General features: G+C 70.2%; 11 protein-coding genes and 3 pseudogenes. 7 read left to right on the top strand and 7 right to left on the bottom strand.

The genetic code is table 11. From position 1 onward, the window contains the following. Positions 1-190: 190 nt before the first annotated feature. The 7 genes and pseudogenes from KME75_RS46775 to KME75_RS45900 form a co-directional block, all read right to left on the bottom strand. Positions 191-927, bottom strand: a pseudogene (locus KME75_RS46775) (aldehyde dehydrogenase family protein). Positions 928-943: 16 nt separating this feature from the next. After that, positions 944-1,702, bottom strand: a pseudogene (locus KME75_RS15875) (aldehyde dehydrogenase family protein); the annotation flags it as partial. A gap of 113 nt (positions 1,703-1,815) precedes the next feature. Beyond that, complete coding sequence (gene dapA, locus KME75_RS15880; protein WP_219415595.1) at positions 1,816-2,712, bottom strand: 4-hydroxy-tetrahydrodipicolinate synthase; 897 nt, start codon at positions 2,710-2,712, stop codon at positions 1,816-1,818. Between the two features lie 34 nt (positions 2,713-2,746). After that, positions 2,747-4,135, bottom strand: coding sequence for a protoporphyrinogen/coproporphyrinogen oxidase (locus KME75_RS15885; RefSeq protein WP_219415596.1), 1,389 nt, complete (start codon positions 4,133-4,135; stop codon positions 2,747-2,749). Between the two features lie 85 nt (positions 4,136-4,220). After that, positions 4,221-5,558, bottom strand: a complete 1,338-nt coding sequence (locus tag KME75_RS15890) for an MFS transporter (protein WP_219415597.1) — start codon at positions 5,556-5,558, stop codon at positions 4,221-4,223. A gap of 733 nt (positions 5,559-6,291) precedes the next feature. Next, on the bottom strand, positions 6,292-7,611 hold the full coding sequence (gene ribA, locus KME75_RS15895) for a GTP cyclohydrolase II (RefSeq protein ID WP_219415598.1): 1,320 nt from the start codon (positions 7,609-7,611) through the stop codon (positions 6,292-6,294). 144 nt (positions 7,612-7,755) lie between these two features. Further along, positions 7,756-8,181, bottom strand: a complete 426-nt coding sequence (locus KME75_RS45900; protein ID WP_308282811.1) for a hypothetical protein — start codon at positions 8,179-8,181, stop codon at positions 7,756-7,758. Here KME75_RS45900 and KME75_RS44960 point away from each other — a divergent pair. The 7 genes and pseudogenes from KME75_RS44960 to KME75_RS15920 form a co-directional block, all read left to right on the top strand. Further along, positions 8,089-8,292, top strand: a pseudogene (locus tag KME75_RS44960) (FAD-dependent oxidoreductase); the annotation flags it as partial. The gene KME75_RS45900 and the pseudogene KME75_RS44960 overlap by 93 nt on opposite strands. Positions 8,293-8,314: 22 nt before the next feature. Then, entirely contained in the window at positions 8,315-9,337 is a 1,023-nt protein-coding gene (locus KME75_RS43175; protein WP_308282812.1) for a flavin monoamine oxidase family protein, read from the top strand. Positions 9,338-9,445: 108 nt separating this feature from the next. Beyond that, the gene (locus tag KME75_RS15905; RefSeq protein WP_219415599.1) at positions 9,446-9,904 is read left to right on the top strand and encodes a flavin reductase family protein; all 459 of its coding nucleotides are present in this window, start codon (positions 9,446-9,448) and stop codon (positions 9,902-9,904) included. A 68-nt stretch (positions 9,905-9,972) separates the two neighbouring features. After that, the gene (locus tag KME75_RS15910; protein WP_219415600.1) at positions 9,973-11,538 is read left to right on the top strand and encodes an aldehyde dehydrogenase (NADP(+)); all 1,566 of its coding nucleotides are present in this window, start codon (positions 9,973-9,975) and stop codon (positions 11,536-11,538) included. Positions 11,539-11,619: 81 nt separating this feature from the next. Next, the gene (locus tag KME75_RS44965; protein WP_308282813.1) at positions 11,620-12,435 is read left to right on the top strand and encodes an NtaA/DmoA family FMN-dependent monooxygenase; all 816 of its coding nucleotides are present in this window, start codon (positions 11,620-11,622) and stop codon (positions 12,433-12,435) included. Continuing rightward, positions 12,368-13,051 carry an LLM class flavin-dependent oxidoreductase gene (locus tag KME75_RS44970; RefSeq protein WP_308282814.1) on the top strand — a complete coding sequence of 228 codons (684 nt, stop codon included), beginning with the start codon at positions 12,368-12,370 and terminating at the stop codon, positions 13,049-13,051. Before KME75_RS44965 ends, KME75_RS44970 begins: the two co-directional genes overlap by 68 nt. Before the next feature lie 375 nt (positions 13,052-13,426). Beyond that, complete coding sequence (locus KME75_RS15920; protein WP_219415601.1) at positions 13,427-13,705, top strand: hypothetical protein; 279 nt, start codon at positions 13,427-13,429, stop codon at positions 13,703-13,705. The last annotated feature ends 203 nt before the right edge of the window (positions 13,706-13,908 follow it).

Genomic DNA, 13,908 nt, shown 5'->3' on the forward strand with positions numbered 1-13,908 from the left:
GCGGTCATCGCCGACATCGAGGGCGCCCGGACGATCGGCGTCGCAGTGCTCGACCCAGGCTGCTCGGCCGGGGCGGTGGGCCTTTCGCGAACCCCTTCCAGCACCACCATTGCTGCTGGCCTGTTCGCGCGTCCGATCCAGGGAGACCACCGAACCGGCTTCGGAGGCTCCCGCCCCGACCCTTCTGGGCTCAACGAGCCACGTTGTGCATGACGTGCTTGATTCGGGAGTAGTCGTCGAGCGCGTAGATGGAGAGGTCGCGACCGTAGCCGGAGCCCTTGAACCCGCCCCACGGGACCTCGTCGCGAGCACCAGGTGGGCGTTGACCCACACCGTGGCGGCATCCAGCTTCGAGGCGACATCGTGGCTGCGCCGGGCGTCGTTGGTCCATACCGAGGCCGACAGGCCGTAGGGGACGGCGTTGGCGCGGGTCAGCGCCTCGTCCTCGGCGGTGAACGTCTCGACGGTGACGACCGGGCCGAAGATCTCCTCGCGGGCACACTCCGCGCCGTCCGGCACGTCGACCAGCACCGTCGGTGCGACGAAGAAGCCGTCGCCTTCCAGCGCTCCGCCACCGATGGCCGCGCGGAGTCCCTCCGATTCGGCGCGCTGGAGGTAGCCGGTGACCCGGTCGAAGTGGGCCTTCGAGATCAGCGGCCCGATCTCGACGTCCTCACCGGCAGCAGGCTCGCCGACGACCATCGTGCCGACCTCGTCGACGAGGAGCGCGACGAACTGGTCGGCCACCGACTCGTGGACCAGCACGCGGCACGCGGCACCGCACTCCTGGCCCGAGTTCCAATAGCCGGCGGTGCGCACCGCGGACGCGGCGGCCGCCAGGTCGGCGTCCGGGAAGATGACCACCGGGGCCTTGCCGCCCAGCTCCAGGTGGACGCGCTTGAGCGACTCGGCCGCGGCGTGGGCCACCCGCCTGACCGCTCCTGACCGAACCGGTGAGCGCGATCATGGCGACGTCGGGGTGCTCGGCGAGCCGCGCGCCGACCACCGGGCCGTAGCCGGTCACGACGTTGACGACGCCGGCCGGCAGGATGTCGGCCACGAGTTCCCCGAACTTCAGCGTCGTGAGCGGAGTCTGCTCCGACGGTTTGATGACCAAGGTGTTGCCGGCGGCCAGGATGGGCGCCATCTTCCAGGCGGCCATGAGCAGCGGATAGTTCCACGGGGTCACGACCCCCACTACTCCCAGCGGCTCGCGCAGGATGACGGACAGGTGGTCCTCGGCGTAGCGACCGGCGGCCGCGGAGGTGGTCGCCCGCAGCGCCCCGGCCATGAAGCGGAACGTGTCGACGGTCTGGGCGATGTCGTCCTGCGCCACCGCCGACGGCTTGCCGGTGTTGACAGACTCCAGCCGCGCGAGGAGGTCGGCGTGCTCGGCGAGGCGGTCGGCCGCCCGGTGCAGCAGCTCGGAGCGCTCCTTGGGCGTCAACCGGCCCCACCGGGGCGCAGCGGCGACGGCGGCAGCCACCGCGGTGTCGGTGTCCTCGACCGTGCCCTCTGCGACCTGGGTGATCGTGCGCTCGGAGCTCGGGTCGATCACGTCCATGAGCCTTCCGGACAGGCCCGGTCGGAAGACTCCATCGATGAAGTGCTGACCGGGAGGGAGGTCGGCCTCCTGGACGAGACTCCCGGAGGCCTGTGCCCGGCGCACCACCGTTCTGTCTGTCATGGTCGAGTGGGACATGTAAGTACCTCCGCGTGGTGTAGGACAGCGACGTTGTTCGGGATCTGCAGCTGTTGAAGCCGGCCGCGGCGGGTCGGTTGCGGATGCGACGGCCGTGCTCGTGAGATTTCGGATCAGGACGCGGGGACCGGGCGCAAGGCCGAGGCCAGTTCCGTGATGCGAGCGGCGGCGGCGGGAGCGAGCTCAGCGACCGGCTCGCGGGGCGTGCCGACGGGAAAGCCGACTGCCGTCAGTGCTGCCTTGACCGCCGGGATGAACGGCTGGGTCATGATCGCGTCGATGAGGGGGTAGACCCGTGCCCAGGCCTGCCGGGCCTGTTCGAGGTTTCCGGTGCTCACGGCGTCGTGGACGGCCACGAGCTCGGCGGGCACGACGTTCGCCGTCCCCGCCATCACTCCCGCGGCTCCCTCGGCGAGGGCCGACAGGAGCAGGCTGTCCCAGCCGACGAACGTGGAGATGACGTCGCCGTGGTTGTGGATCAGCTGGGCCGACTGGGCCATGTCGATGGTCGTGTTCTTGATGTAGCGGATGTTCTCGACCTCGCGAGCCAGTGCGCCCACGGTGTCCGGGTCGAGGTCCACACCGGTCGCCACCGGCAGGTTGTAGAGCATCACCGGGATGTCGACGGAGCCGGCAACGGCCCGCAGGTAGGTCAGCGTCTCCTCGATGGACAACGGCTCGTAGTAGGGCGCCACCGGCATGACCACGTCGACCCCGGCCGACTGCGCGTGCCGGGAGTGCCGGATGGCCTCGGCCGTGCTCGTGGCGCCCGTCTGTGCGATCACCGGTACCCGGCGCGCCGCCTGGTCGACGACGGTCTCGACGACGAGGCGGCGCTCGTCGCTGCTCAACGCGCTGAACTCACCGGTGGAGCCGCACGCCAAGACGCCGTGCACCCCTCCCTCGATCGACCGGTCCACCAGGGCCCGCAATTTCGCCTCGTCGACGCTGCCGTCCGCGGTGAAGGGAGTGGCGAGCGCGGTCAGGACCCCGCGGAGCTGCACTGTCATCTGTTGTCTCCTTCGAAGTGGTGGTGGGCGAGGGTCAGCCGGCGGCCAGCGGGAGGCTGCGGACCCTGCCCTGCTGGCGCTCGGTGGCGAGCAGGCTCACGGCCTCCTGCGCGGCCGAGAACCCGGTCTGGATGGCGGTCTCGGTGTAGAGCGTCCCGAGGTAGTCGCCGGCGAGGAGGACCCGGCTGCCCCGCCGCATGAGCGCCGGCTGGAGCGCACCCCGGCCCGGGAAGCAGTACGGGGCGCCGGTCTCCCAGCGCTGGACCTGCGACTCGACGACGGAGCCGCCGAAGCCGCTGCCGAGGACCTGGTCCAGGTCGTCGGTGTAGATGCGCAGGATCTCCTCGTCGCTCTTCTCCAGCAGCGTGCGCGCCAGGCCGGCCGGGGAGAACGTCATGATGCTGCTGCCGGGCTGCCGCACCTGCTCGCTGCCCCGGAGGAGGCTGGCCTGGTTCAGCGCGATGTTGAACGACCGCTTCGGCGTCGCGATGGCGTACGCGTCGTCCCAGGGCTGCGGTGTGGACTCGTCCGTGAGGAAGGCCGCACTCACGTAGGGGCCGTAGACGATCTTTCCCAGGGCCTCGCGGATGTCCTGAGGGAGGTCCACGGCGACCCGGTGGCTCACCGTGGCCGGGGTGGCCAGGACGACGTATCGCCCCTCGACCTCACGGTCCATGCCGTTCTGCCGGTACCTGACGACGACGGAGCGCTGCTTGTGGACGATCTCGACGACCTCGGTGTCGAGCCGGACGCGGTCGCCCAGCACCGTGGCGATGCCCTCCGTCAGGGTCGACGGGCCGCCCACGATGCCCCGGCTCAAGCCCTGGCCCATGTTCCACACCAGGCTGAAGTAGCCGATCCCGGCGCCGGCCGAGATCTCGTCCGGGTCCGCGGCCGATCGGGTGACCGTCGGGCGGAACAGCGCCTCCGCGTCCCCGGGCAGATCACCGACGAAGTCGCGGAAGCTGCGGCCGTTCTCGAAGTCGTAGACCCGCTGTTGCCGGACGGCCGGGTCCTCGCCGGGGCGCTGCCGCACGATGTTCGCGTACCGCAGGACCTGCCCGCCGACCTTGATGCCCGTCTTGACCAGCGCGACACGCGACGACAGCGGCATCGGGATACGGAACGGATACGTCTCGATGCGCCCCTTGAGCAGGAGCTTGCCGTTCATCGCCAGGCCCGCCAGCGAGCCGGGCACCTGCGCCGCGGTGATGCCCGCCTCGGTGAGGAGGACGTCGGTGGACGACCCCTGGCCGGCGAAGACGTGCCCGCCCCAGTTCAGCCAGTAGCGGCCGCGCCGCTCAGACCGGATGCGACCGCCCAACCGGCTGCCGGACTCCAGGAGAACGGTGTCCCAGTGCCGCAGCCTCCACGCGGCGGCCAGGCCGGCGAGGCCACCCCCGACGACGACGACGTCCTTCATGGCGACTTCCCTTCAGCGATTGCGATGCGTGGTTGCGGGATGCACCGGCGTGCGGGCCCCGGGGTCATGCCGCGGTCGCGCGGTCTCAACTGCGGTAAGCCTGCGTGCGCTCGGTGGTCAGCGCGGTGCTCTCGGCCAGCGTCAGGCCGCGGGTCTCCGGCGCCCAGGCGATGGAGATCACCAGACCGAGCAGGGTGATGACCCCGGCGATGATCATCGTGGTCCCGATGCCGAGGCCGGTAAGGGCCAGGGGCACGAGGTAGGTGCCGATCGCTGCGCCGATCCGGCTCAGCGACGACGCGAGACCGACGGCGGATCCGCGGATCTCGGTCGGGAACAGTTCGTTGGGGTAGACCCACTGCAGGATCTGGGTGCCGCCGATCAGGACGGCATAGGCGGCGAACAGCGCCATGATGACCCCGCTGCTCGCGTCGGGGAACAGACCGAGGGCGAGCAGGGCCAGCCCGCTCCAGAGGAAGCTGTGGATGATCAGCGGGCGGCGTCCCATGCGGTCGATGAGGAGCACTGCGACCAGGCAGCCGACGAGGAACAGGATGGTGATGACCGCCGAGCCGATGTGCGCCAGGTTCTCGCCGAGGTCGAGAGCCTCGAGAATGGCCGGTCCGAAGGCGTAGACGGCGAACAGCGGGACGATCGAGCAGGTCCAGAAGAGGGTGACGAAGGCCATCCGCTTTCCGTAGCCGGATCGCAGCATCGCACCCACGCCCACGCGCTCGGTGTTCTCGGCGGCGAGGTCGGCGACGGTGACGCCCGGGCCGTAGACCTTGGCGAGGACCTCGTTGGCCTCCTCGATGCGGCCGACCTTGGCCAGCCAGCGCGGCGACTCGGGGGTGCCCATCCGCAGCAGCACGATGATCAGCCCCGGCAGGGCCGCGCTGGCCAGCATCCAGCGCCAGCCGCCGTCGACCTCGAGGAGGAACTGCCCCACGACATAGGCCGCGGCGGCACCGACAAACCACATGCAGACGTACGCGCCCAGCAGCTTGCCGCGCCACTGGCGCGGCGTGAACTCCGCGAGCAGCGACGTCGCGATCGGATAGTCAGCGCCGACGGCGATGCCGATGAGCAACCGCAGCACGATGAGCCACCAGACGTCGGTCACGAAAGCCTGGGCGACGGAGCACGCGACGAGCGCGATCAGGTCGATGGTGAAGAGCAGGTGTCGGCCGAACTTGTCGGTGAGCCACCCACCGAGGAAGGCGCCGAAGAAGATGCCGATGAGCGCCGCGGCCCCGGCCAGGCCCTGCTCGTTGGCCGAGAGGCCGAGCTCGGGAGTGAGCTGGATCATCGCGACGCCGATGATGCTCAGGATGTAGCCGTCCAGGAACGGTCCTCCGGAGGAGAGGATCGCCAGCCGCTTGTGGAAGGGCGACAGGGACGCGTCGTCGAGTGCGTGGGACATGTCTTCGTCCAATCGACACGGAGCGAGTGGTGCGGGACACAGGGCGAAGCGATGCGGCGCGTGGACATCGGGACGAGCGACTTGGCGCACCGCGATCGTCGAGACACCCGAGGGCCCGACGAGCTAAAATCGAGCTGATATATCTGCCCAATGTAAGAGCCGGCGGGGCTATGTCAACGGTCACAGCGTCAGGTGCCTCGCCGAGGCCCACCTGTGGGAGGGCTCGGTGGATCGGGCCAGGTGAGAGGCTCGCGCTGCCTGCACCCGCTTCCGTTGACTCCTGACCCGTGGACCCTCGGTCCTTGCTGCCAGGGTCAGCGACCCTGCCGGTCGCAACGTGTGTGGTGCGCCGGCCCAGCACGGCTACACGACCTGGCGGCGCCGGGCCGCGACGCCGACGCAACCGCTGTTCAGGCCTCGCCGCACGGGTCGCCGTGGGCTGGGGCGCGGAGCAGGCGCGCCCCGGGCGTGTGGTCACCGACTCGAGCGCCTCTGCGCAGCCGGTCGGCCTGTCCGACTGGTCGAGGCGAAGTGCCACCAGGTGCCGTGTCGGTATGCGGTGAACGAGATCGTCGACCCCGCCGGGCGCCGGGCGCGGGACCCAGGGCGCGGAGGTGGGGTATCGGCTCGCCGAGAAGCGAGCCACGCCGGTGGGCCGTTTTCGGCGCTGATGCCGGCCCGTACATCAGGGGCGCTCAGCCGGGTTCTCGCCGGTCAGTACCCCCGAGCGCCGTCAGCTCAGCCGCTCGAGCAGATGGCCCATGCGATCGCGCTTGGCGGTCAGGTAGTCGATGTTGTGGTAGTTCGACGCTGATTCGTGGGCGATCCGCTCGACGACCGCGACGCCCTGGCCGGCGAGGGCGGTGACCTTCTCGGGGTTGTTGGTCATGAGCCGCACCCGACTCACGCCGAGGTCTTTCAGGATCCGGCAGGCGTCGCCGTAGTCGCGTCCGTCGACGGGCAGCCCCAGCCTGATGTTGGCGTCGATCGTGTCGAGTCCCTCGTGCTGCTGAAGCTCGTAGGCCCGCAGCTTCTGTCCCAGCCCGATACCGCGGCCCTCGTGTCCGCGCAGGTAGACCAGGATCCCGGCGCCCGCCTCGGAGATCGCGTAGAGGGCGGCCCGGAACTGGGCGCCGCAGTCGCAGCGCAAGGAGCCGGCGAGGTCGCCGGTGATGCACTCGCTGTGCAGCCGGACAAGCGGAGCAGCCGCGGTGACGGGATCTCCCATGACCAGCGCAAGATGCTCGACGCTGTCGTCGGTCCCTCGGTAGGCGATGGCCTCGAAGGTGCCGACCTCGGTGGGCAGCGTGCTCTGCCCGGTCCGGATCGCCTGGCGGCCACGGGCCCGCCGGGTGTCCGCGTGCTGGGTGGCTGCGTGCTGGGTGGTGAGGCGCTGAGTGCTCGTACGTGGAGTGCTTCGCGTGTTCACGTGCTGCGGGTGCGCTTGCTCCACGCCGGCCCGCAGAGCGCGCAGCTGCTCGATGGAGATCATCGGGATGTCGTGCAGGTCGGCGAACGCGACGAGGTCCTGCCCCCGCATCATCCCGCGGCGGTCGGGTGTGACGATCTCGCAGAGCAGGGCAGCGCCGCTCAGGCCGGCCATCCTGCACAGGTCGACGCCGGCTTCGGTATGACCCGGCCGCTCGAGCACCCCGCCGGGTCGGGCGAGCAGCGGTAGGACGTGCCCCGGGCGGGACAGGTCGGTCGGGCGGGTGCGGGGGTCGGCGAGCGCGCGGATGGTGGCGGCACGGTCGCCCGCACTGATGCCGGTGGTGGTGCCGTGCTTGTAGTCGACGCTGATCAGGAATGCCGTCCGGTGCTTGTCGGTGTTCGCGTCGACCATCAACCCCAGATCGAGGCTCTCGGCCCGCTGCTCGTCGATCGCCACGCACAGGAAACCGGAGGTGTGCTCGAGGAAGAAGGCGACAGAGCCGGTGGTGGCGTGCTCGGCGGCCATGATCAGGTCGCCTTCGTTCTCCCGGTCCTCGTCATCGACGACGAGGACCATTCCCTTGTTGGCGAGCGCGCTGAGCGCCTCTTCGGCGGATGACATTCTCCCGCATCCTCCTCTCGGTTCAGGCGACGGTGCACGCTGCAGCTCGTCGACGGGTCGGCGAGGCGGGTGTCGGCCTCAGGGCGCAGCAGCGTTCGATAAGTGAACGCAATGCTCAGATTCTGACGACGCCAGCGTCGTGCGTCAATACCGACTTCGCTGCCGAGACTCGACGGGCCGCCGCCCGTCCAGGTTGATCAGCAGCTCCCAGGCCGGTGGCCAGGAGCGCAGGAGCTCGGTGCCCGGTCGCACATCGGCCTGATGCACCTCTTGACAGCGTGCGACACGCGCCGCACCATCAGCCCAGGAAACGAACGCAGCGTCCAACATGTGAACGCCGGTCGGCGTGGGTCTCTTCCTACAGCAGCCGGTGTGTGTGAGCTGACGAAGGAGATGGCCGTGGAAGCCAGCGTGAGCGGCGTCGAGACCGATGTCGTCGAGGCTGATGTTGTTGTCGTGGGGGCCGGTGTCGCGGGCCTGGTCGCCGCTCGGGAGCTGTCGCGTGCCGGCCTGCGCGTCGTCGTCGCCGAGGCGCGTGAGCGGCTCGGGGGCCGCGTGTGGACCGAACACCGCCTGGGTCGTGACCTGGAGCTCGGGGGAACCTGGGTCCACTGGGTGCAGCCGCACGTCTGGGCGGAGATCTCCCGCTACGGCCTGGGCGTGACCCGCGGGCCACGGCCGGAGCGCGCCTACTGGCTCGCCGGTGACCAGGTCGCGGACCGGCACCCTCGACGGCTTCATGGAGCTGATCGACCCCGGAATGCGGCGGCTGCTGGCCGAGACCATGAAGTGGATCCCGCGGCCGGACAATCCCACAGCCATGCCCGACCTGGAGCTGGTCGACAAGTTCAGCGTCGGAGACAAGCTGGCCGAGCTGCAGCTGTCCGAGGACGAGTACCAGGCCAACGAGGCGGCGTGGGTGGGGCACTTCAACGCCCCCCTCGACGAGGGAGCCTTCACCAACGCCCTGCGGTGGACCGCGGCCACTGCCGGTTCCTGGCACCTCATGCACGAGGCCTCCGCCGTGTTCCGGCTCGAGGACGGCACGGCCGCGCTGGTGGCCGCGATCGCCGCCGAGGCCGACGCCGACATCCGCATCGGTGCCGAGGTGACCCGCATCGAGCACACCCCCGACCGGGCGGTCGTGCGGACCGCTGACGGCCAGGCCATCTCGGCGCGCCGCGTCGTGATCACGCTGCCGCAGAACATCATCGGCGACCTCGACATCAGCCCGCCGCTGGGCGACGGCAAGCTCGCCGCGAGCCGGGAGAAGACGGCCTCCCGCGGCGTCAAGGCCTGGATCCGCGTTCGAGGCCCGATCGACCCGTTCTTCGCCTACTCCTCGGCCGCCCACCCGCTCTCGGTCGTGCGCACCGAGTACCTCGGCGACGACGATGCCGTGCTGGTGGCGTTCGGCGCCGACGCTGCTCGCCTGGACCCGAACGACCTGGACGCCGTTCGTCGCGCGCTCACCGTGTGGCGGGATGACCTCGAGGTCCTCGAGGTCACCGGCCACGACTGGATGAGCGACCCGTACTCGCGGGAGACCTGGCTGATGCAGCGCCCCAACCAGCTCACCGGCTACCTCGCCGCACAGCAGGCGTCCGAGGGCGTGCTGCACTTCGCCAGCAGCGACATCGCCAACCTGTGGGCCGGATTCATCGACGGCGCCATCGAGAGCGCCCTGCGCGCCAGCCGCGAGATCACGAGCGCACTCGTCCGCTAGCGAGCCTGCCCGAAAGCCGCTCGACCCGCCGAAGCGAGATCGAAAGGTCTGCGTCATGTCCAGCATCATCGACCCCAGCGTTGTCGTCGGGCCCACTACCGCTCCGTCATGAGCCACCTCCCCACGGGAGTCGTGGCCCTGGCGGGCATCAGCCACCCCCGGGCGAACCCGCACGGCCTGGTGGTCGGCACCTTTCAGTCGCTGTCGCTGTCCCCGGCCCTGGTGTGCTTCAGCATCGGCCGTTCCTCGACGAGCTGGCCGAAGATCCGCAGTGCCGGACGGCTGTGCGCGAGCGTGCTCGCCGAAGACCAGGAGCACGTGTGCCGGGCTCTGTCGAGCAAGCAGCCGGACAAGTTCGCCGGCATCGACTGGTCGCTGTCCGAGACCGGGGTCCCGCGCATCGCCGGAGCTCATGCCTGGATCGACTGCGAGGTCACCGAGGAACTCGACGGCGGCGACCACACGATCGCGATCGCGCGTGTCCTTCGGATGGACCACGGCCGAGGCGATCCCCTCGTGTTCCACCGGGGTCGACTCGGCAGCTACCGCGAGCCCCGAGCCGCCTGACCGGTCCCGACAGCGTCGGGACGCCCCAGCCGCGGCGGGCTGGTCCTCGACACGACGGTACGAAAGAGATGATCTCAGTGACGAGCCCAGCAATGACGGGCCCAGCGAGCCACACCGCTGATCCCGACCTCCTCGACGAGGACCTCGAACGGGTGCTCGACCGGGCCGGCGCGGCAGCCCCGATCCTGGCGGAGGCCAGCATCGAGGACCGGGCCGTGGCCCTGGTGGCGATCGCCGACGCACTCGACGTCCACCGGGCCGAGCTGGTCGCGGCCGCCCGGGCCGAGACCGGCCTTCCGGGGGCGCGGCTGGCCGGTGAGCTGACCCGGACGTGCGTGCAGCTGCGCATGTTCGCCCAGGAGGTGCGCGCGGGGGCGTTCCTGGACGTGGTCGTCGACCGCGCCGACCCGCAGTTCGTCCTGGGCCCGCGACCGGAGCTGCGTCGCTACCAGATCCCGGTCGGGCCGGTCCTGGTCTTCGCGGCAAGCAACTTCCCGTTCGCGTTCTCCGTGGCCGGCGCCGACACCGCCGCCGCGCTCGCCGCCGGTTGCGCCGTCATTCTCAAAGCCCATCCGGGCCATCCTCGCACGTCCGAGCTCACGGCCACCGTCGTGCGCGAGGCACTCGCGAGCGTCGACGTACCCGACGGAGCGTTCGCCCTCATCACCGGCGTCCGCTCCGGCACGCGCGCGCTGCAGGACCCCCGCGTCGCCGCGGCCGCGTTCACCGGCTCGGTCGCCGGTGGCCGCGCCCTGTTCGACATCGCCGCCGCCCGCCCCAACCCCATCCCGTTCTACGGCGAGCTCGGCAGCATCAACCCGGTCGTGATCACCCGCGGGGCGCTCGACGAACGGCTGGACGAGATCGCCACCGGGTTCGTCGGCTCCTTCACCCTCGGCACCGGCCAGTTCTGCACCAAGCCGGGGCTGCTGCTCGTCCCGGCCGGATCGGCGGTGGTCGACCGGATCGCCGAGCTCACCGCGCAGGTCGCCGAGACGCGGATGCTGACCAGCAAGATCACTCAGGGCTACCGCGCCCGGCTCGACACCGTCTCCGGCGTCGCGGGCGTCGAGGTGCTCGTCACAGGCACCGGGGCCGAGACGCAGGATGGCGACACCGACACGGTCCCGACGGTGAGCCCGTCGCTGCTGCTGGCTCCGATCGCCCAGCTCGACGAGACGTCCACCCTGCTCGAGGAGAGCTTCGGGCCCGCGGCGGTCATCGCGGAGTACCACTCCGACGACGACGTCGAGAAGGTGCTGACCCACATCCAGGGCACGCTGACGGTGACCCTGCACGTCGCCGCGCGGCCCAGCGCTGACGAGGTGGAGCAGGTCCGAGCGTGGGGGCGGCTGGCTGCGACCCGCGCCGGTCGGGTCGTGTTCAACGGCTGGCCAACCGGAGTCGCGGTGACGCCGGCGCAGCATCACGGCGGCCCGTACCCGGCCACCACCGCGATCGCGCACACCTCCGTGGGTACCGCTGCGATCCGCCGCTTCCTGCGCCCGGTCGTCTACCAGGACGCACCCGACGAGGTACTGCCCCCGGCCGTGCAGGACGCGAACCCGCTGCGCGTGCCTCGCGTGATCAACGAGGCCGGCGAGTCCGGGACCTGGGGGCACCACCCGGGCTGAACCGAGCCCGCTCAACAGGGACGCATGGCCCGACCCGGCATGCGCCCACCGCACGCAGACCAACCAGAACGGAGACCGACGATGACGTCTCGCCGAATGCGACTGTTCGCCTTCGACTTCCAGGGCCCCGCCCACCTCTCGGCCGGGTTGTGGCGCCACGAGCACGACCGGAGCAGCCGGTACACCAGCCTGCGCTACTGGACCGACTACGCGAAGCTGCTGGAGGAGGGCCGGTTCGACGGGATCTTCTTCGCCGACAACGTCGGCTACCACGACGTGTACGAGGGCAGTGTCGCCGGAGCGCTCGCCGACGGTGCGCAGATCCCGGCCAACGATCCCTTCCTCGTGGTCTCCGCGATGGCAGGCGTCACCGCGAACCTCGGCTTCGGCCTGACCGCGTCGACGTCCTACGAGCACCCCTACGCACTCGCCCGCCGCTTCAGCACCCTGGACCACCTCACCGACGGCCGGGTCGGCTGGAACCTGGTGACCTCCTACGCCGACAGCGCCGCACGCAACCTCGGCACCGGCGAGCAGATCCCGCACGACGAGCGTTACGACGTCGCCGCGGAGCACCTCGAGGTCTGCTACAAGCTGTGGGAAGGGTCCTGGCAGGACGACGCCGTCGTCCGCGACCGGCACAACTGCGTCTACGCCGACCCCACCCGCGTGCACGAGATCGGCCACCACGGCAAGTACTTCGACGTGCCCGGCCTCGCGCTGTGCGAAGCCTCCCCCCAGCGCACCCCGGTCATCTTCCAGGCCGGTGGCTCGTCCAAGGGCCGGGCACTCCCCCGCAGGGCACGCCGAGGCGGTCTTCGTCAACGCCGTGTCGATCCCGGCTCTCGCCCGTCAGGTCCAGACGGTGCGCGACCTCGCCGCCGAGTCCGGACGTGACCCGCAGAGCGTCAAGGTGCTGCAGATGCTCTCCGTCGTCTGCGCACCGACCGACGAGGCCGCCCAGACCAAGTACGAGTCCTACCGCCGCCTGGTGAGCTACGCCGGCGCGATGGCCCGCTACAGCGGCTGGACCGTCCTGGACATGTCTCAGTTCGACCCCGACGTGCCGCTCAAGCACGTCAAGACCAACGCGGGCCAGACCATGGTCGACCTGTTCTCGAAGATGGATCCCGACAAGGAGTGGACGCCCCGCGACATCGCCGACTTCATCGGCATCGGCGGCACCGGCCCGACCCTCGTCGGATCACCGACGACGATCGCGGACGAGCTGATCCGCTGGATGGACGAGACCGGCATCGACGGCTTCAACCTCGGGCACGCGGTGAAGTACCAGGACATCGCCGACTTCATCGAGTTCGTCGTGCCCGAGCTGCAGCGCCGGGGCGCGGTGTGGAGCGAGTACGAGGGCTCGACGCTGCGGGAGAAGCTGTACGGGCCGGGCGCGGTCCGGCTGCGTGAGGATCACCCCGGGCGTCGCTTCGGACATCGGACTGCGCAGCCTCGCGAGCTGGAGCTCCAGGGCGCGCAGTCGGCCGGGCACGGGACAGTCTGATGCAGACGTCCGAGCTCCACGCCATCGCCACGACCCTGCGTACCGCACGGTTGAACCGTGAGCCGGTCACGGCGCCGACGAAGACCTGGCCCGGGCTGGATGCAGACAGCGCCTTCGACGTCCAGCGCATCAACGTCGAGGCGGCCGTCGCCGGCGGCGATCGCGTCGTCGGGTACAAGCTGGGCAACATCGCGAAGGTCATGCAGGACGCGTTCGGCCTCGACGAACCCGACTACGGCTACCTGCTGGCGTCGACGTTCGCCTACGAAGGCACCTCGCTGGACCGGGACGGGTTCATCGAGCCGTTCGTCGAGCTCGAGCCCGCCCTTCATCCTCGGCAGCCGCCTGGGCGGACCGAATGTCACCGTGGCCGACGTGATCAGCGCGATCGACTACGTCGTGCCCGCAATCGAGATCATCGACTCGCGTGTCGAGAACTGGGCGATCGACCTCCCGGACACCCTGGCGGACAACGGGTCCACCGGGGCTGTGATCCTCGGTGGAACGCCCCGGCGCCTCACCGACCTGACTCTGCGCGACATGCCGGGCGTCCTGCACTTCGACGGCCGCCCGGTCATGACCGGCAACACCAGGAACATCCTGGGCAACCCGTTGGCCGCCACCGCATGGCTGTGCAAACGGCTCGCCGCCTAAGACATCGAGTTCACCCCAGGACAGGTCATCCTGCCCGGTAGCTGCCTGGAAGCGGTACCCATGCGCGAGTCCGGCCACTGAGGTGATCTCAGCAAGAAGTGCGTAGCTGGAGTTGTTCGATGTGGGTGAGGACGAGCGCTGCTTTGACGTAGGCGCCGATTCTGCGGGGGCTGGCGGTGATGCGGCGCAGTGCTCGCCAGCGG

The organism is Pseudonocardia nigra, from assembly GCF_019396355.1.
Taxonomy (GTDB): domain Bacteria; phylum Actinomycetota; class Actinomycetes; order Mycobacteriales; family Pseudonocardiaceae; genus Pseudonocardia; species Pseudonocardia nigra.